General features: G+C 69.1%; 18 protein-coding genes. 10 read left to right on the top strand and 8 right to left on the bottom strand.

The window, feature by feature from the left end; translation table 11 throughout:
• Positions 1-10: 10 nt before the first annotated feature.
• The 3 genes from ACSGC5_RS06930 to ACSGC5_RS06920 form a co-directional block, all read right to left on the bottom strand.
• Positions 11-979, bottom strand: coding sequence for a 1-phosphofructokinase family hexose kinase (locus tag ACSGC5_RS06930; protein ID WP_434969920.1), 969 nt, complete (start codon positions 977-979; stop codon positions 11-13).
• A complete protein-coding gene (locus ACSGC5_RS06925; protein WP_434969919.1) occupies positions 976-1758 on the bottom strand; it encodes a DeoR/GlpR family DNA-binding transcription regulator in 783 nt (260 codons plus the stop codon). The genes ACSGC5_RS06930 and ACSGC5_RS06925 overlap by 4 nt, the downstream gene beginning before the upstream one ends.
• A 171-nt stretch (positions 1759-1929) precedes the next feature.
• Entirely contained in the window at positions 1930-2562 is a 633-nt protein-coding gene (locus tag ACSGC5_RS06920) for a DedA family protein (protein ID WP_434969918.1), read from the bottom strand.
• Between the two features lie 133 nt (positions 2563-2695).
• On the opposite strand from ACSGC5_RS06920, the gene ACSGC5_RS06915 reads away from it, so the two are divergent.
• From ACSGC5_RS06915 to ACSGC5_RS06890, 6 genes are all read left to right on the top strand, one after another.
• Positions 2696-4759 (top strand): GDSL-type esterase/lipase family protein, encoded by a 2064-nt coding sequence (locus tag ACSGC5_RS06915; protein WP_434969917.1) that lies wholly within the window; start codon positions 2696-2698, stop codon positions 4757-4759.
• 246 nt (positions 4760-5005) lie between these two features.
• The gene (locus tag ACSGC5_RS06910; protein ID WP_434969916.1) at positions 5006-7285 is read left to right on the top strand and encodes a polyribonucleotide nucleotidyltransferase; all 2280 of its coding nucleotides are present in this window, start codon (positions 5006-5008) and stop codon (positions 7283-7285) included.
• Positions 7286-7485: 200 nt separating this feature from the next.
• Positions 7486-8511: an aldo/keto reductase gene (locus ACSGC5_RS06905; RefSeq protein ID WP_434969915.1), complete on the top strand. Its 1026-nt coding sequence runs from the start codon at positions 7486-7488 to the stop codon at positions 8509-8511.
• A 66-nt stretch (positions 8512-8577) separates the two neighbouring features.
• Entirely contained in the window at positions 8578-9180 is a 603-nt protein-coding gene (locus tag ACSGC5_RS06900; protein ID WP_434969914.1) for a histidine phosphatase family protein, read from the top strand.
• A gap of 48 nt (positions 9181-9228) precedes the next feature.
• Positions 9229-10056 carry a 4-hydroxy-tetrahydrodipicolinate reductase gene (gene dapB / locus ACSGC5_RS06895; protein ID WP_434969913.1) on the top strand — a complete coding sequence of 276 codons (828 nt, stop codon included), beginning with the start codon at positions 9229-9231 and terminating at the stop codon, positions 10054-10056.
• On the top strand, positions 10053-10505 hold the full coding sequence (locus tag ACSGC5_RS06890; protein WP_434969912.1) for a hypothetical protein: 453 nt from the start codon (positions 10053-10055) through the stop codon (positions 10503-10505). Before dapB ends, ACSGC5_RS06890 begins: the two co-directional genes overlap by 4 nt.
• 15 nt (positions 10506-10520) lie before the next feature.
• Here ACSGC5_RS06890 and ACSGC5_RS06885 read toward each other — a convergent pair whose 3' ends face one another.
• The 4 genes from ACSGC5_RS06885 to ACSGC5_RS06870 all read right to left on the bottom strand — a co-directional run bounded on the left by ACSGC5_RS06885 (position 10521) and on the right by ACSGC5_RS06870 (position 12864).
• Positions 10521-11432 carry a TIGR01777 family oxidoreductase gene (locus ACSGC5_RS06885; protein ID WP_434969911.1) on the bottom strand — a complete coding sequence of 304 codons (912 nt, stop codon included), beginning with the start codon at positions 11430-11432 and terminating at the stop codon, positions 10521-10523.
• Positions 11425-11850 (bottom strand): OsmC family peroxiredoxin, encoded by a 426-nt coding sequence (locus ACSGC5_RS06880; protein WP_434969910.1) that lies wholly within the window; start codon positions 11848-11850, stop codon positions 11425-11427. Before ACSGC5_RS06880 ends, ACSGC5_RS06885 begins: the two co-directional genes overlap by 8 nt.
• A 116-nt stretch (positions 11851-11966) precedes the next feature.
• Positions 11967-12434 (bottom strand): DUF4395 domain-containing protein, encoded by a 468-nt coding sequence (locus tag ACSGC5_RS06875; RefSeq protein ID WP_434969909.1) that lies wholly within the window; start codon positions 12432-12434, stop codon positions 11967-11969.
• Positions 12427-12864: a TlpA family protein disulfide reductase gene (locus ACSGC5_RS06870; RefSeq protein ID WP_434969908.1), complete on the bottom strand. Its 438-nt coding sequence runs from the start codon at positions 12862-12864 to the stop codon at positions 12427-12429. The genes ACSGC5_RS06875 and ACSGC5_RS06870 overlap by 8 nt, the downstream gene beginning before the upstream one ends.
• Before the next feature lie 129 nt (positions 12865-12993).
• Between ACSGC5_RS06870 and thyX the strand changes: the two genes are divergently transcribed.
• Positions 12994-13719, top strand: a complete 726-nt coding sequence (gene thyX, locus ACSGC5_RS06865) for an FAD-dependent thymidylate synthase (protein WP_434969907.1) — start codon at positions 12994-12996, stop codon at positions 13717-13719.
• A gap of 14 nt (positions 13720-13733) precedes the next feature.
• A complete protein-coding gene (locus ACSGC5_RS06860; RefSeq protein ID WP_434969906.1) occupies positions 13734-14498 on the top strand; it encodes an SDR family NAD(P)-dependent oxidoreductase in 765 nt (254 codons plus the stop codon).
• A 12-nt stretch (positions 14499-14510) separates the two neighbouring features.
• Here ACSGC5_RS06860 and ACSGC5_RS06855 read toward each other — a convergent pair whose 3' ends face one another.
• Entirely contained in the window at positions 14511-15056 is a 546-nt protein-coding gene (locus ACSGC5_RS06855) for an NUDIX domain-containing protein (RefSeq protein WP_434969905.1), read from the bottom strand.
• Between the two features lie 69 nt (positions 15057-15125).
• Here ACSGC5_RS06855 and dapA point away from each other — a divergent pair, with 69 nt between their 5' ends.
• Together dapA and ACSGC5_RS06845 are read left to right on the top strand one after the other, a co-directional pair.
• On the top strand, positions 15126-16103 hold the full coding sequence (dapA, locus tag ACSGC5_RS06850; protein WP_434969904.1) for a 4-hydroxy-tetrahydrodipicolinate synthase: 978 nt from the start codon (positions 15126-15128) through the stop codon (positions 16101-16103).
• 24 nt (positions 16104-16127) lie between these two features.
• The gene (locus tag ACSGC5_RS06845; RefSeq protein WP_434969903.1) at positions 16128-17804 is read left to right on the top strand and encodes a ribonuclease J; all 1677 of its coding nucleotides are present in this window, start codon (positions 16128-16130) and stop codon (positions 17802-17804) included.
• Position 17805: the final 1 nt, after the last annotated feature.

Raw genomic sequence — 17805 nt, 5'->3', positions numbered from 1 at the left:
TCGAAGAACGTCACGGCGTGGCGACCGTGGCGGGCAGGTGTAGTTCGGTGACCGTGACCTGGTCAGGGCGGGTGTCTGTGGGGCGGGGGATGGTGGTCCCCGGCAGGGCGACCGCAGCGGCGCCGTAGGCCACCGCGTGCGCCAGCCGCGCGGCGGCGGGATGTCCGCCGCTATCGGCGATGAGGTAGCCGGCGAGGGAGGAGTCACCGGCGCCGACGGTGCTGCGGGCGAGCACGGGCGGGTGTGTGGCGTGCCAGGCTCCTTCGCCCGTGGACAGCACTGCCCCGCCGGAGCCGAGCGTCGCGAGGACCGCGGCGATTCCGTCCGCGCGCAGAGCGTCGCCTGCGCGCGCGACCGCTCGCGGGTCGGCCTCGAGCGCGCGGGGTTCGGTCCCCGTCAGTTCGGCGAGCTCCTCGAGGTTGGGCTTGATGAGATCGATGCGCACGCCCGCGCTGCGCAGCGCGGTCAGGGGCCGGCCCGACGTGTCGACTGCGATGCGCGTCTGCGGGGCCGCGATCCGGGCGGTCCGGGCAAGGTCGGCGAGAAGCTCGACGTCCGCTCCGGGTGGCAGGGAGCCGGCGAGGACGATCCAGTCCGCCCTCGGGGCCTCAGCTGCGACGACGTCGTGAAGCGCGGACACGGCCGCAGTGCTCAGGGGCGAGCCGGGCTCATTGATCTTCGTGGTGGTGCCGTCGGGCTCGGCCAGTGCGATGTTGGTGCGCACCGTGGCCGCGGGGTCGACGGCGACGACGGCCATCCCGCTCTCGACGAGTTCCCGCACGTACGGGTCGTGATAGTCGGCGCGGACGACGGCTCGCGTGGCGACGGATGCCTGCAGCAGTGCTCGCGAGACGTTGACACCCTTGCCTGCTGCCTGCGACGTGACGGCCGTCGCGCGAATCACCGCGTCCCGTTCCAGGCGAGACGGAAGCTGAATGGTGCGATCGACGCTCGGGTTGATCGTGACCGTGACGATCATGCCCGCACCAGGTCCACGTCGGCGGCGCGGAGGGCGTCGCGAAGCTCGGGGTCGGGTTCGCCATCGGTCACGAGCGCGTCGATGTCTTCGAGGGAGCAGAATCGCACGAGGGATTCCTCCCCGAGCTTGGAGGCATCGGCCACGACGATGACCCGCCGGGCAGAGCTGACGGCGGCGCGTTTGACCTCGGCCTCGGCCTCATCCGGTGTGCTGAGCCCGAAATCGGCATGCACGGCGTTGGTGCCGATGATCGCGACATCCGGCCGCAGTCCCGTGATCTGCTCGATGGCGCCGGCGCCGACGGCGGCGGCTGTGAGCGCGCGGAGCCTCCCACCGATGACGCGGACGGCGGGAGCGCTCAGATGGCTCAGCGCCGCGGCAGTGGTGATCGAGTTGGTGATGAGCGTGAGGGATGCGTTTCCGTCTTCGCGAACCGCGAGCAGGCGAGCGGCCCTGGCCGCCGTCGTTCCGGCATCGATGTGCACGGCCCCGCCCAGCCCTCGGGGGATCAGGTCGATCGCGGCGGCGGCGATTCGCTCCTTGGCCTCTGTCGCGGTGGCCTCGCGCGCTGCCAGGCTCTGCTCGGCAGAGCTGGTGCGACTTGCCGGCACCGCGCCGCCGTGCACCCGCAGGAGCACGCCATCGGCCTGTAGCTGGTCGAGGTCACGGCGGATCGTCTCTTGCGCGACGCCGAACAGGGCCGACAGTCCGGTGACCGAGACGCGGCCTTCGTCGATGACAATCCCGGCGATACGTTGCTGGCGCTCCGTCGCGTACATGAGTGCTGTGCTCTCCCACCCGACGTCGTCCGTGACATCGAAATCTGTGTATGTGTGAGATTACGTGGGAATGTGTGAGATGACAAGAGTCTCCTCTGTGATTCGGGCGCGACCCGGGGATGAGGGGGCGTGCGCACGCCACGCGCCCGCACGGGCCCCGCGTCGCGCAGTTCAGTCCGAGGAGTCCGCGGAGGCGGGGGGAGTCGTGCCGCGCGAAGCGGACACCCGGGCCACGACGAGGTCGATCGCCACGCCGAGCACGATCGCGACAGCGATCGAGATGAGGACCGCGACGACAGGTCCGCCCGGGACGAGCCGGCCGACGATGGCGCCCACCGCGGCCTGGTAGATCGCCCACCCGGTCGCCGCCGCTGCCACAAGGGCGAGATATCGTGGCGCCGGGAGCCTCGCCGCGCCGGCGGTGAGGTTCACGGCCAGTCGGGCGAACGGGATGAACCGCGCGGTGAAGACGACCGTCGCGCTTGACCGGTGAAGACGGCGGTGCGCCCACCCGATCGCGGCGCTCACTCGTCGCCCACGCATCCACGCCCACCGTTCGAGACCCACTCGTCGCCCGATGATGTAAACGATCATGTCGCCCAGGAAGGCCGCGAGTGCGGCCAGCAGCACGACTCCCGCGAGCGGGGGAGAGCCCACGGTCACCGCGAGGGCGCCGAACGCGGTCACGGCGACCTCTCCCGGAACGATGACCAGAAGGCTGTCTGCCAGGACGAGGGCGAACATCAGGGGAAGGGCCCATACGCTGCTGGCAACCTGCGTCAGCACCTCATCGATCACCCCCATTGGGTAACACCCGAGGGTGAACGGGGACCGAACGGGGCACGTCCGGTGACGCGCATGCGTGCATCCGGTGAACTCTCGGGGACAGGGCCTGCGTCGGCACGTCGGCCGCGCGCACACGCGTCACGCTGGATGCGTGAGAGTCGCGGTACTGGCGGAATCGTTCCTCCCCCACATGAACGGGGTCACCGGCTCGGTGCTCCAGATCCTTCGTCACCTCGCTAACGAGGGACACGAGACCCTCGTCATCGCCCCCAAGGCCGGTGACGTGGATGCCGACCTGCACGGGGCCCGCACGGCGATGCTGCGTTCGGTGCCGTTGCCCTCCTACCCCCAGGTGCGTGTCGTGTTCGCGCGTGCCGCGAAACTAGCCGCGCATCTGCGCGAGTTTCGGCCCGATGTTGTGCACCTCGCCTCGCCCTTCGTTCTCGGCTGGCAGGGAACGGCGGCTGCCGACGCCCTCAGGGTCCCGGTCGTCGCGGTCTACCAGACGGATGTCGTCGCGTACGCGCAGAAGTACGGACTGCCGGCTGCTACATCGATCGTCCAGTCGCACCTCACCCGGCTTCACCGTCGGTCGACTCTGACGTTGGTGCCGTCCTCGGCGAGCATGAGGCAGCTCGAGGATCTCGGTATCGATCGTCTTCGTCGGTGGGGACGTGGAGTGGATGCCGTGCGCTTCACCCCCGAGCGCCGAAGTGGTGCCTGGCGTCAGCGCGTGGCTCCGGGGGAGACGATCATCGGGTACGTCGGGCGCCTCGCCCCCGAGAAGCAAGTTGAGGATCTGGCGGCGCTTCACGATCTGCCCGGTACCCGACTCGTCATCGTCGGCGATGGACCCTCTCGCCCCGCGCTGGAACGTGCCCTGCCCCGCGCCGTGTTCCTCGGCCACCTCTCCGGCGATGCGCTCGGCGAGGCGATGGCCTCGTTCGATGTCTTCGTGCATCCCGGGGAGAGCGAGACCTTCGGTCAGACGATCCAGGAAGCGCTCGCGGCAGGGGTCCCGGTCGTGGCGACCGGGACAGGCGGCCCGGTCGATCTCGTGCGCAGCAGCGTCGACGGATGGCTGTACCGTCCCGGTGATCTTGCTGACATGCGTGCGCGGGTGTCCGACCTCGTGGGCGATGACGCCAAGCGGCGCGCGTTCGCAGCGGCCGCACGGGAGTCCGTGCGCGATCGCACGTGGGACGCCCTCGGACGTCAGCTCGTCGGCCACTACGAGGAGGCGCGGATGCTGCGTCCGATCGATGACTCGCTGTTCGCGCGCGCTGCGACGCGTCCTGCCGCTCCGCCCGCACCCGCGACCGAAGGAACTCCGCGCTGGTCCCGCTACGTCGCGCTCGGCGACTCGATCACGGAGGGGCTGTGTGACACATCGCGGATGCGGAAGGGACAGTACCGCGGGTGGGCCGACCGCCTCGCCGACCTGCTGGCGGGTGCGCGGGAGGCGACCCTGCCGGCCACGGCCGAGCCGTTCCGCTACGCCAACCTCGCGGTGCGCAGCCGCAAGATTCGCGATCTGCTCGATGAGCAGCTTCCCCGCGCGCTCGAGATGTCGCCCGACCTCGTGTCGGTGTTCATGGGGGCCAACGACCTGGTCAGCCGTGGCGCCGATCCGCTGACCCTCGCGCACGGACTGGAGAAGGCGATCGTCGAGTTGCGGTCTCGAGGTATCGATGTGCTGCTGGTGAGCATCATGCTGCCCAAGCGGCCCGCCGCGATGATCTTCGCCCGCCGCGTTGCCGTGTACAACTCCGAGATCCGCCGCATCGCCGCGCAGACGGGCTGCATGCTGCTGGATCTCGAAGCGCAGCCGGCGATCAGCGAGCTCGAAATGTGGGCCGACGACAAGGTGCACCTGCGCTCGAAGGGGCACCGCTTCGTCGCGTACCGGGCCGCCGAGGCGCTGGGCGTGCCGTATGCCGACGAACTCGCCACGCTCGACTCGGCGTTCCATGACGACGACGAACCCAATCCCCGGGGGTGGATCCGGCGAGACGCACTTCCGTGGCTCTGGCGGCGTCTGCGCGGACGCACGGCCGGCGACGGCATGACGGCGAAGCACGCCGACTACGTGACGATCTCCCGCCGCTCGGCGCCGCCCGCCACGCCCGCCCGCACCGCGCGGGTTCCGGCCTCCTCCGCCGGCGCGGACCCGCAGCGCCCGGTTGCCGATCCGCTGCCGCGTTCGCGGCCCTGATAAGATCGTTCGGGTTGCCTTACGGCATCCGCTCAACTTCACAGTGAGCTTCATGGAGCAGGCCGGCAGGAAGCTGGTCCCCTGTGGTGGATTCCCCGTCGGTGCGCCGGGTGGTCTTCTACTGGTGGCCAGCGCAGGCGAATCACGCGTCATATGTCGCGCGCTCGATACTGCCTGTTCCTGCTCCTTCGCACGCGCTCGCGCGCCACACGGGTACGCGAGTCGAAACAAAGAAGGAGAGACCTCTTGGAAGGTCCTGAAATCACCGCCGCCGAAGCCGTCCTCGACAACGGCCGCTTCGGCACCCGCACCGTCCGGTTTGAGACCGGACGCCTGGCCCAGCAGGCTCAAGGCGCCGTTGCCGCCTACCTGGACGAAGAGACCATGCTGTTGTCGGCCACGAGCGCCGGAAAGCACCCTCGCGAGGGCTTCGACTTCTTCCCCCTGACGGTGGACGTCGAAGAGCGCTCCTACGCCGCGGGCAAGATCCCCGGGTCGTTCTTCCGTCGCGAAGGTCGCCCCTCCACCGAGGCGATCCTGGTGTGCCGCCTCATCGACCGGCCGTTGCGCCCGTCCTTCGTGTCGGGGCTGCGCAACGAGGTACAGATCGTCGTCACGGTGCTCTCGATCGCTCCGGGCGAGTTCTACGATGCGCTGGCCATCAACGCGGCATCACTGTCGACCCAGATCTCGGGTCTGCCCTTCTCGGGCCCGATCGCCGGCGTCCGCCTCGCGCTCATCCCCGGGCATGGCGAGCACCAGGACCAGTGGGTCGCGTTCCCGAAGGCCGAGCAGCTCGAGGATGCCGTCTTCGACCTGATCGTCGCCGGTCGCGTGCTGCCTGACGGCGACGTCGCGATCATGATGGTCGAGGCAGAAGCCACCGAGAACAGCTGGAACCTCATCAAGGGCGGGGCCACCAAGCCCAGCGAAGAGATCGTCGCGCAGGGACTGGAAGCCTCCAAGCCCTTCATCAAGGAACTCGTCGCCGCGCAGAACGTCGTTGCGAACACCGCGGCCAAGGAGATCCAGCCCTACCCGGTCTTCCCCGCCTACGCTGACGAGACCTACGACTTCGTCGCCGGGCGCGCGTACGACAAGCTCGTGCCGATCTACCAGATCGCCGACAAGGTCGAGCGCCAGAACGCCGACGACGAGCTGAAGGACGCGGTCAAGGCCGAGCTGCTCGCCGCCGTCGAGGCGGGGGAGCTCCCCGAGTCGGCCGTGGCGGAGTTCTCCGCTGCCTACAAGTCGGTCACGAAGAAGATCGTGCGCGGCCGTATCCTCACCGAGGGCGTGCGTATCGACGGTCGTGGGCTTGCCGACATCCGTCCGCTGGATGCCGAGGTTCAGGTGATTCCGCGCGTGCACGGTTCGGCGATCTTCCAGCGCGGCGAGACCCAGATCCTCGGGGTCACGACGCTGAACATGCTCAAGATGGAGCAGCAGATCGACTCGCTCTCGCCCACGACGAGCAAGCGCTACATGCACCACTACAACTTCCCGCCGTACTCGACCGGTGAGACCGGCCGAGTCGGCAGCCCCAAGCGTCGCGAGATCGGTCACGGATTCTTGGCCGAGCGTGCGCTCGTGCCGGTGCTGCCGCCGCGCGAGGAGTTCCCGTACGCCATCCGTCAGGTCTCCGAGGCTCTCGGGTCGAACGGATCGACGTCGATGGGCTCGGTCTGCGCCTCGACCCTCTCGCTCCTGAACGCGGGCGTGCCGCTGCGCGCCCCCGTCGCCGGGATCGCGATGGGTCTGGTCTCCGACGAGGTCGACGGTCAGACCCGCTACGCGGCGCTGACCGACATTCTGGGTGCGGAGGACGCGCTCGGTGACATGGACTTCAAGGTGGCGGGCACGAGCGAGTTCGTCACGGCGATCCAGCTGGACACGAAGCTCGACGGCATCCCGTCGTCGGTGCTGTCGGCCGCGCTCACGCAGGCCAAGGATGCACGACTGACGATCCTGAACGTCATCAACGCCGCCATCGACGGCCCCGACGAGATGGCGCCCACCGCGCCGCGCGTCATCAGCGTCCAGATCCCCGTCGACAAGATCGGCGAGCTCATCGGCCCCAAGGGCAAGACGATCAACGCCATCCAGGACGCCACTGGCGCCGACATCTCGATCGAGGAGGACGGCACCGTCTACATCGGCGCGACCGACGGCCCCTCGGCGGAGGCGGCTCGTGCGCAGGTCAACGCGATCGCGAACCCCACCAACCCCGAGGTCGGCGAGCAGTTCCTCGGAACCGTCGTCAAGATCGCGACGTTCGGTGCGTTCGTGTCGCTGCTGCCCGGCAAGGACGGCCTGCTGCACGTCAGCGAGGTGCGTAAGCTCGCCGGCGGCAAGCGCGTGGAGAACGTCGAAGACGTCCTGGGCGTGGGCCAGAAGCTGCTGGTGCGGATCACCAAGATCGACGACCGCGGCAAGCTCTCGCTCGAGCCGGTGCTCGAGGAGGCAGCCGACCAGGAGGGTCGCGACGCGGCCAACCCCGGTCCCGAGGCTCCGGCCGAAGGCTGATTCCCTGACGAGAACGCCCGCCCCGACCCGGGGCGGGCGTTCTCGTGTGCGGGCGTGATCGAAGCGTTATGTAATATTCACGCCTGTGTCGCCTGGCGTCGCCTGGCGACGGCCGGTACGCCGTAACCTCGAAACACGCGCCGGGGAGCGCGTCGGCATCCGTCGCTCACCACAGCGGATACCGTGAAGGGGGTGAGGGAATGGCTGTTTTCGGCACTGGGGCCGCGGTCACCGCGGGAGCCGGAGCGGTGAGTCCCGCACATCCTTCTGCTCCGATTCCCGTGCTCGGTCAGCCTCTCGGATCCACCGTCCGGGTCGCTCTCGGCGAGACGGGGATGTCGGTATTCCCGCTCATCCTCGGCGGTGGGGAGTTCGGGTGGACCGTCGACACCGCGGCCAGCCACGAGATCCTCGATACCTATGTGCGCGCGGGCGGCAACGCGATCCACACCGCTGACAGTTTCTCCGGCGGACGCAGCGAACACATCATCGGTCGATGGATGGCCGAGCGCGGCATCCGCGACGACATCGTGCTCGCCGTCCGCGTCGGTGCTCACCCCGACCACCCGGGCCTGGGACCGGTCGATCTCGTTCGAGCCGCGGAGGCATCGCTCACCCGCCTGGGTACGGATCGCATCGACGTGCTCTACCTCGACGCCCGCGCCGATTCCACCACGGCGGTCGAGGAGACGCTCGCGACTGCCGAATGGCTGATCGGTGCAGGCAAGGTGCGCGCGATCGGGGCGATCGGCTACCAGGCGGCGCAGCTGGTCGAGGCGCGCATTCTCTGCTCGGCGGGGTATCCGCGGATATCGGTCCTGGACGTCCCGTTCAATGTGCTGCGTCGGCATGAGTTCGACGGAGATCTGCGGCTCGTAGCCAGCGCGCAGTCGATGGCCGTGACGCCCTCTCATGCGCTCGAGCACGGGTTCTTGTCGGGACTGCACCGCGACCGCATGAACGGTCCCTTGTCGGTGCGGGCCAAGCAGATCACGGCGAACGTCAATCGTCGCGGCACACGGACGCTCAAGGCGATGGACGCGATCGCGGCAGAGCTCGGAGTCACCAACGCGTCAGTTGCCGTCGCATGGCTTCTCGCGCAGCGCATCGTGACCGCACCGATCGTCAACGCCTACGCCCCGCATCAAGTGGACGAGCTCGTGCAAGGCGTCGGAGTGCGGCTCACTCGCGCCCAGCTGGCCGAGATCGCGCGAGCTGCGGACTGAGACCCCTGCGGCCGAACCCGAGCGGTTAGGGTAGGACTGTTCCCTGCACGTCGAGGAAGCGGCCCCGTGACCCACTACATCTACCTCGTTCGCCACGGTGAACACCTGGATGCCGAGCATGGCCTGGTCGACGGGCCCCTGTCCCCCCGCGGAACGCGGCAGGCGTCATTGCTGGCCGACCGGCTGTCGGGGATTCCCTTCAATGCCCTCTGGCATTCGCCGTTGGACCGGGCGGCGGAGACGGCGCGGGTCATCGCCCAGCGCATGCCGTCACTGACGCCGACCCCCTCCGCGCTGCTGTTCGATTGCGTCCCCACCGGCATGGTCGAGGAGACCCCGTCGGTGTTCGAGCCCTTCTTCGGTGCGGTGACCGAGGAGGAGATCGAAGCAGGTCGAGCGCAGATGGCCGACGCCGTCAACGCCTTCCTGGTCCGCAAGTCCGGTGAGGTGCACGAGTTGCTGGTCACCCACAACTTCGTCATCGGCTGGTTCGTGCGGGAGGTCCTCCAGGCTCCCGAGTGGAAGTGGATGACCTTGAATCAGGCCAACTGCGGCTTGACGGTGCTGGCGCAGAAGCACGGGAGACCGTGGACGCTGCTCTCGCACAACGACCTCGCCCACCTGCCCGTCGAGGACCGCACGGGGCTGCCCGAATCGTACGCGTTCTGATCGGACCGCCTATCCGGGGCATCGAATGCCCCGGATAGGCTGGAGGCCATGACCACACGCGTCGCCATCGTCGGTGCCACCGGAAAGCTCGGCGGGATCATCCGTGACGTCGTCGCGGCAGAACCGGGGTTCGCCGTGCACGCCGAGCTGGATTCGCGTTCCCCGTTCTCTGCGCTCGATGGCGCGGATCTCGTCGTGGACGCGTCCACGCCCGCCGTCTCGGCCGATGTCGTGCGGGCGGCCGCGGAGCGTGGCATCGACATCGTCGTGGGGACCTCGGGCTGGTCGGCCGAGCGGATCGCGCGCATCCGGCCGGAGATCGACCAGGCGGGGATCCGGGCCGTGTTCATCCCGAACTTCTCGCTGGGCTCGGTGATCGGCTCGGCGCTGTCCGCCGCCGCCGCTCCGTTCTTCTCCTCGATCGAGATCATCGAAGCGCACCGCGAAACGAAGGTCGATTCGCCGTCCGGAACGGCCGTGCGCACCGCCGAGCTCATCGCCGCTGCGCGGGAGGATGCCGGACCTGTCGCGGCACCGCACGTGGATCAACGAGCCCGGGGTCAGCAGGTGGCGAGTATCCCGATCCACTCGCTGCGGCGCCCCGGAGTGATCGCGAGCCAAAGCGTTCTGCTGTCAGGGCCGGGTGAGACGCTGACGGTCACGCACGACACGGTCGATCCCGCGGCGGCGTACGCGCCGGGCATCCGTCTTGTGCTCGGCGTGGTCGCACACCGCGACGCGGGCAGGCAGCCGGGCATCGTCGTCGGCCTCGACAGCTTCCTGGACATCGGCATCCGTCTGCCGGCGTTCGCGGACGCCGCGTCCATCGACGAGGGAGGCGTGCCGGGGCAGGTCGCCCGCGCCACCGGCGCATGAGTTCGCGCATCGCCGTCGGGGTGATGGCGGCGCTGCTGCTGCTGTACATCGCGCTCGTCGCGCAGCGGGCGTGGCTGCTGTTGATCAGCGGCGACCCGATCGGCGTGGCGATGGGGGCGGTGCTGGTCGTTCTGCCGGTGATCGCCGTCTGGGCGCTCGGCCGCGAGCTGTGGTTCGGCGTGCGGGCCGAGCAGTTGGGGCGTCGCCTCGAGGCGGAGGGCGGTGTGCCGGACGACCTGGTCGCGGTTCGGCCCAGTGGGCGGGTCGTGCGGGAGGACGGGGACGCGTTGTTCCCGCGGTTCAAAGCCGACGCGGAGGACTCTCCGGGGGACTGGCGGGTGTGGTACCGCCTCGGCGTCGTCTACGACGCGGCCGGGGACAGACGCCGCGCTCGTGCCGCGGTGCGCGCCGCGATTCGGCTCGAGCGACGCGAGCGATCCTCGCGGTAGGCAGCTGGGCGGGCCTCAGGCCCGCGCGACGGCCGCCTGGACGGCGGACTCGGCGGTTTCGTGCGACCATTCGAACCCGGATGCCGCGAGAACTTCGGGGATGACGTAGGCGTCGGTCGTCAACAGCGACTCGGTCGCGTCGGAGCCGAGCACGAGCTTCAGTCCCCACTCGGGTGCGCGCAGCAGATACGGCCGGTTCAGCTCCCGGGCGAGGGCGAAGCCGATGTCGTTGGCGCACGCGCGCGTGGGTCCGCACAGGTTCACGGGTCCGGCGATGCCATGGTCCAGGATGTGGCGGATCGCCCGCACCTCGTCATCCAGCGAGATCCAGGGCCACACCTGTGTCCCGCGCCCGATCGGACCGCTGAGTCCAAGCGTGGTGAGCGCGATCAGGGGCTTCAGAACGCCGTCTCGGTGGATGATCGGTGCGGTCCGCAGCGTCGTGACCCGCGCGTCATCACCCGCCCCGTGCGCGGCGGTTTCCCACTCGCCGCACAGATCGGCGAGGAAGCCGTCTCCGCGCGGCGCGTCCTCGCCGATGGCACCCGGCGGCTTCGCACCGTAGTAGCCGACGGCCGACGCGGACACGAAATGCGGTGCATCCTCGCCCAGCTCGCGCACCGCCCGTGCTATCGCGCGCGTCGGCGTGATGCGCGACCACAGCAGCGTGTGCTTGTAGGAGGGGCTCCAGGGGAACCGGCCGATGCTCGCGCCGTTGAGGCCGACGACAGCATCCGCGCCCGCCAGGACGGCGGGGTCGAGCACGTCGGAGTCGACGAGCCAGGCGGCCTCGTCTGCGCCGGTCTCGCGGGTGCGGACCAGTGTCGTGACGCGGACCCCGTCCGCGCGCAGGCTCTCGGCGAGCGCCCGGCCGATCAGGCCGGACGCTCCGCCGATGACGACATGTCGCAGCTGCGACTCAGGCAAGCGTGGCCTCGAGGGTGATCTCGATGCCCGCGAGAGCAGCGGAGACCGGGCAACCGGTCTTGGCTGCGTTGGCGATGCGGTCGAAGTCCTCCTGTGAGAGGCCGGGAACCGATGCGTGGACGTTCAGGTGGCTCCCGGTGATGCCGGTGCCCGGGATGAACGTCACCGCCGCTGAGCAACGCACCGACTCCGGCGGGGTGCCGTTCTGGGTGAGCTCGTGCGAGAAGGCCATGCTGAAGCACGAGGCGTGCGCTGCCGCGATGAGTTCCTCGGGCGTCGTCACCGTCGAGGAGCCCTCGCTCCGGGCCTTCCAGTTGACATCGAAGGTGCCCAGATGCGAACTGTCGAATGTGACGGTTCCCGACCCCTCGGTCAGGCTTCCGCTCCAGACAGTGGTGGCTTCGCTCGTCACGGACATGGGGACCTCCCTGGTCGTCATGCACCCCGGGTGGGCGCTTCCGCGGTCAGCCTAACGGCGATTCGCAGGCGACGGCAGCGTCGTGACGAAACTCGTGCCGCGACCGGATGCGCACGTCACGCGGCGCCGGCAGGGCGACGGCCCAGAACCCCCGCGCGCTGCAGCACGAGGTACAGCTCGCACCCCAGGCACAGCCCGAATGCGGCGTTGAGGAAGGCCGCCACGAAGGCAGCGGCCGCCGCGGCGAGGACGCCCCACGACACCCCCGCCAGGAACAGGACGATCCCGACGGCGGTGACCAGCAGCCCGACGCCCTGCGCGAAACGAGGCGGTCGCGGGTCCTCGAGCTCGGCCGGAGGCGCGAGTCGCGGCTGGACGGCCGCGCGGTAGAGCGCGCCCCACGGCGCCGTGCGCGGCGACACCACGCCCCACACGAACAGCAGGGTGATCACCGCGAGCAGGATGAATGCCGCGACCGACGCCCCGATCAGTGCCAGGAAGACGTCGACGAGCAGCAGGACCGAGGTGATGGCGGCCGCGAAGCGCGGACCTCGAGGGTCGATGCCGCGGGGGTTCTCAGGCATTGGCGTTCTCCCGGGTCAGTCGCGACAGTTCCAGCTCGAGGACGTGGCGGTTCGGGACGCCGCCGAAGCGCGTCTGCACGGCGCCGTTCCGATCGAGCACGAGAGTCGTGGGGGTCTGCAGCACATGGAAATGGCGGGCGATATCGGGCCGATGGGTCAGGTCGACATCCAGGTGCCGCACGCCGGGGTGGGCTGCGGCGATCTCGGCGAGCGTGCGGTGGACGCCAGGGCATCTGCTGCACATTTCGGTGCTGAACTGGAGGAGGGTCGCGGCGTCGCCGAGTCTGTCAGCGCCGAGCCGTGCGGGGTCGACGACCTCGTGATGCACGTCGCGTCGCATCCGTCCCTGTCGTGCACGCAGCAGCACGCCGATTGCGGCGGTGACGGCGACGAGCGCGGCCACGCTCAGGAGGGCGGAGACGGGTTCCACGGCATCCCACACTAGGCGACGTCGTCGCCGGGTCGGCGCGCGTGACGGAGTATGACGCGACGCGACAGGACGCAAGACGCGCCCGGCGGCGGCGGGTGCGGAACCGCCTGCGCGAGTAGGGTGTGAGCCGTGACCGACATCGAGTTCCGCAGCGACGTGACCGTCGAGCTTGTCCGAGCCAGCGCCGCAGATTCCGACGTCCTCTTCGCCGCGCGGGTGTCCACCCTGGGGGAGCAGACTCTCGGCGACGCGGCTTCCGGCGTGGAGGCCTCCGATCGCGACCGAGGGTTGATCAACTACCTCATGCGGGATCGACACGGGTCTCCGTTCGAGCACAACTCCATGACCTTCTACGTGCAGGCGCCGATCTTCGTCTTCCGTGAGTTCATGCGCCACCGGATCGCCTCCTACAACGAGGAGTCGGGACGCTACCGCGAACTGCGGCCCGTGTTCTATGTACCCGCGCCCGAGCGCAAGCTGGTGCAGGTCGGAAAGCCGGGAGCCTACGACTTCGTGGACGGCACCGCCGAGCAGACGGCGCTGGTCGACGAAGCGACGCGCGAGGCATCCGTGCACGCATTCGCCGCCTACCAGCGGATGCTCGACGCAGGTGTCGCGCGCGAGGTGGCGCGGATCGTGCTGCCGCTGAACACCTACTCGTCGATGTATGTGACGATGAACGCCCGTTCCCTCATGAACTTCCTCTCGCTACGCACCAAGGTCGAGGGTTCGCGCTTTCCGTCCTTCCCGCAGCGGGAGATCGAGATGTGCGCCGAGAAAATGGAACAGCTGTGGGCGACGCTCATGCCGATGACCCACGCCGCCTTCGTGGCCGGCGGTCGCGTCGCCCCCTGACCGGCTCAGCACGCATGCCGAAGACCGCACTCGTGACCGGGGCCAGTTCGGGCCTCGGCGCGGAGTACGCCCGCCGTCTGGCCGCGCGCGGCGCGGACGTCGTTCTGGTGGCACGCGACTCGGCCGCGCTCGAGGCGGTCGCGGCGCAGATCCGTGAGCGACACGGCGTGCGAGCCGAGATCATCACGGCGGATCTGACCACACCGCGGCAGCGCGCAAAGGTCGAGCGACGTCTCACCGAGCCAGACCGTCCCATCGAGGTGCTGGTCAACAACGCGGGATTCGGGCTCCCGCTGGACTTCGAGCGCAATGACATCGAGGACGAGGCGCGCCACCTCGCGCTCCACGTCGAGGCGCCCATGCGCCTCATGCATGCTGCGCTCGGCCCGATGCTGAGCCGGGGGCACGGGCGGATCGTGAACGTCGCTTCCGTTGCCGCGTACACCCCCCGCTCGACCTACGGAGCCGCCAAACGATGGGTCGTGGAGTTCTCGCGGTGGGCGAATGCCGCCTATGCGCCCCGGGGCGTGACCGTGACCGCGGTGTGTCCCGGCTTCACCCACACGAACTTCCACGAACGGATGGGCCTCCCGCCGGGCAAGGAAGGGGTCTCCGACTGGCTCTGGCTCGATGCCTCCGACGTCGTGTCCCAGTCGCTGCGCGATGCCGCGCGCGGCAAGGCGGTGTCCATCCCCTCGATCAGATGGAAGGCGATCACCGCGGTGGCCCGCGTGCTCCCGGCATCCGTCTCGGCAGCGGTCGGCCGTCGCGGACGGTGACCGGCGGCCGCCTCAGGACACGCGTCCCCGCTCGATCGCGGCGAACATCAGTGCGGCGATCGTCTCGCCGTCGGTGATCCGGCCGTCCCGGATCATCTCGAACACCTCGGTGAAGGGCACCCACGAGACCTCGTCGATCCCCTCGTCTTGGCGATCCGCGGTGTCGGCGCCCGGTGCCGGCGCGAGCCCGGTCGCGAGGAACACATGCTCGGGGGCGTCGGCGATGCCATTGAGGGCGTACATGAAGCCGATCTCGGTGAGCGCGTGCGCTCGCAGCCCCGTCTCCTCGCGCAGTTCCCGTTCCGCCGCCTCGCGCGGGCTCTCACCGTCGGTACCGCCGGCGGGAACCTCGATCGATCGATTGCCGGTCGGGTAGCGGTCGAGGGTGACCAGGCAGACCCGGTCGTCCTCGTCGACGGCGATGACGAAGACCGCGGGATGCTGCATCCGCACGACGCCGTAGATACCCTCGCCCGCGGGCCCGGCGACACGGTCCTCTCGGACGGCGATCCACCGGTTCTCGTACACGGATCGGGAGGACTCGGTACGCCACGCCATGTCACCAGGCTAGAGGGAGTGGGCGCCACCTCTGGGCTGCCGCGGATGACGAACCGATAGCCTGAACCCATGACGCACTCGACAAACCCGTTCGGGCAGGTGCTGGTCGCGCTGGTCACTCCGATGACCGCCGACGGCGAGGTCGACTGGCCTGCCGTCGAGAAGCACATCGACGACGTGATCGTCGCCGGGGCCGATGGCATCGTGGTCACCGGGACCACCGGCGAGACCTCGACGCTCACCGATGCCGAGAAGATACGCCTCGTCGAGGTGGGCAAGGATGTCGCGGCCGGCCGCGCGGCGATCATCACCGGCGGCGGGTCCAACGAGACGGCGCACGCGATCGAGCTGTACAAGGCCAGTGAGAAGGTCGGCGCCGACGGCATCATGATCGTCACCCCGTACTACAACAAGCCGACGCAGGCCGGCATCCTCACCCACTTCCGCCTCGTCGCCGACGCCACCGACCTTCCGGTGATCCTCTACGACATCCCGGGACGCACGGGTGTGCCCATCCAATACGAGACGATCCTCCGCTTGGCCAAGCACCCGAACATCCTCGCGATCAAGGACGCCAAGGGCGACTTCAGCGAGGTGAGCCGCGTGCTCAATCAGACGGATCTGATGTACTTCTCCGGCGACGACGCGAACGTGCTGCCCCACCTGTCGATCGGGGCGACGGGGCTGATCGGGGTGACGGCCAACATCGCTGCCCAGCCGTACCGGGTGATCGTGGATGCCGTCAACGCCGGAGATCTCGCTGCGGCGACCGCCGCGCATCGACAACTGGAGCCGCTCGTGCGCGCTGTCATGACGCATGTCCCGGGCACCGTGGCCGCGAAGTACATCCTGCACGGGCTCGGCCGGATCACCAGCCCCCGCGTGCGCCTGCCCCTGGTGGGGCCCGAGGAATGGGAGGCCGCCAAGATCGAGGACGAACTCGCGCTCGTCTCGGGAGTTCCCGGCGCCGATTTCTCCAACTTCCGCCCCGACCGCAATGCCGCCGCGGGCGGCGCTCTGCCCAAGGTCTCGGGCACCACGCGCTGAACCGTCAGCGCCGATAGGAGTCGTATGTCCAACGCCGTTCTGGCCCCGCCCCCGCTCGAGCGGGGAACACTTCGCGTCATCCCGTTGGGAGGCCTGGGCGAGGTCGGCCGCAACATGACGATCTTCGAGCTCGACGGCAAGATCCTCGTCGTGGACTGCGGAGTGCTCTTCCCCGAGGAGCACCAGCCGGGAGTCGACCTCATCCTGCCCGACTTCGAACCGCTCAAGGCGCGCCTCGACGACATCGTCGGTGTCGTCCTCACGCACGGTCACGAGGACCACATCGGCGCCGTTCCGTATCTGCTCAAACTCAAGGGGGACCTCCCGCTCATCGGGTCCGGTCTGACCCTCGCGCTCACGGAAGCCAAGCTGAAGGAACACCGGCTGCGCCCGTACACCCTGACCGTGAAAGAGGGTCAGGTCGAAAGGCTGGGACCGTTCGAGCTCGAGTTCGTCGCGGTCAACCACTCCATTCCCGATGCGCTCGCCGTCGCGATCCGCACCAGTGCCGGCACGGTGCTCGCAACGGGTGACTTCAAGATGGATCAGCTCCCGCTGGATGGGAGGCTCACCGACCTGCGAGCGTTCTCCCGGCTGGGCGAAGCGGGTGTCGACCTGTTCCTCGTGGACTCGACCAATGCGGACGTCCCCGGGTTCACCCCGCTCGAGAAGGACATCGGCCCGGTCCTGGACCAGGTGATCGGCAAGGCGCCGCGGCGTGTGATCGTCGCGAGCTTCTCGAGCCACGTCCATCGGGTGCAGCAGGTGATGGATGCCGCCGCCGCGCACGGGCGCCGGCTCGCCCTGCTCGGGCGCAGCATGGTGCGCAACATGACGATCGCCGAGGAACTGGGTTATCTGCATGTGCCCGACGGGCTGCTCATCGACTACAAGAAGGCGCGGAACCTCCCCGACGATCAGATCGTCTACATGTCGACCGGTTCGCAGGGCGAGCCGATGGCGGTGCTCTCGCGCATGGCCAACCTCGACCACGAGATCGAGCCGGGGCCCGGAGACACCGTCATCCTCGCCTCGAGCCTCATCCCCGGCAACGAGAACGCCGTCTACCGGGTCATCGACGGGCTCACCAAGCTCGGCGCCAACGTCGTGCACAAGGCCAATGCGAAGGTCCACGTGTCGGGGCACGCGGCAGCAGGGGAGTTGCTCTACTGCTACAACATCCTCAAGCCCCGCAACGTCCTGCCCGTGCACGGTGAGTACCGACACCTCATGGCCAACGCCCAGCTCGCGCAGCAGACCGGCGTTCCGGCCGAGAACACGATCGTCGCCGAGAACGGGTCGGTCATCGATCTGCGCGACGGCGTCGCGCGCAACGTCGGCCAACTCGATCTGGGATTCGTGTACGTCGACGGCTCCAGCGTCGGCGAGATCACGGATGCCGACCTCAAGGATCGGCGGATCCTCGGCGAGGAGGGGTTCATCTCCGTGATCGTGGTCGTCGATGCCGCGACGGGCCGCATCATTTCGGGCCCCGAGATTCACGCGCGCGGGTTCGCGGAGGACGCGGCCGTGTTCGAGAGCGTGAAGCCGAAGATCGCGGCGGCGCTCGCGGATGCCGCGCAATCCGGCGTACGCGACAACCATGCGCTGTCCCAGGTCGTCAGACGCACGATCGGGCGCTGGGTCAACCAGTCGCTCCGACGACGCCCGATGATCGTGCCGCTGGTCATCGAGGCCTAGG

It is taken from the genome of Microbacterium sp. bgisy207 (assembly GCF_965345035.1).
In the GTDB taxonomy this organism is placed as follows: Bacteria; Actinomycetota; Actinomycetes; order Actinomycetales; family Microbacteriaceae; genus Microbacterium.
The sequence above is the reverse complement of the archived record's forward strand: the minus strand, read 5'-3'. Positions and strand labels throughout refer to the sequence as shown.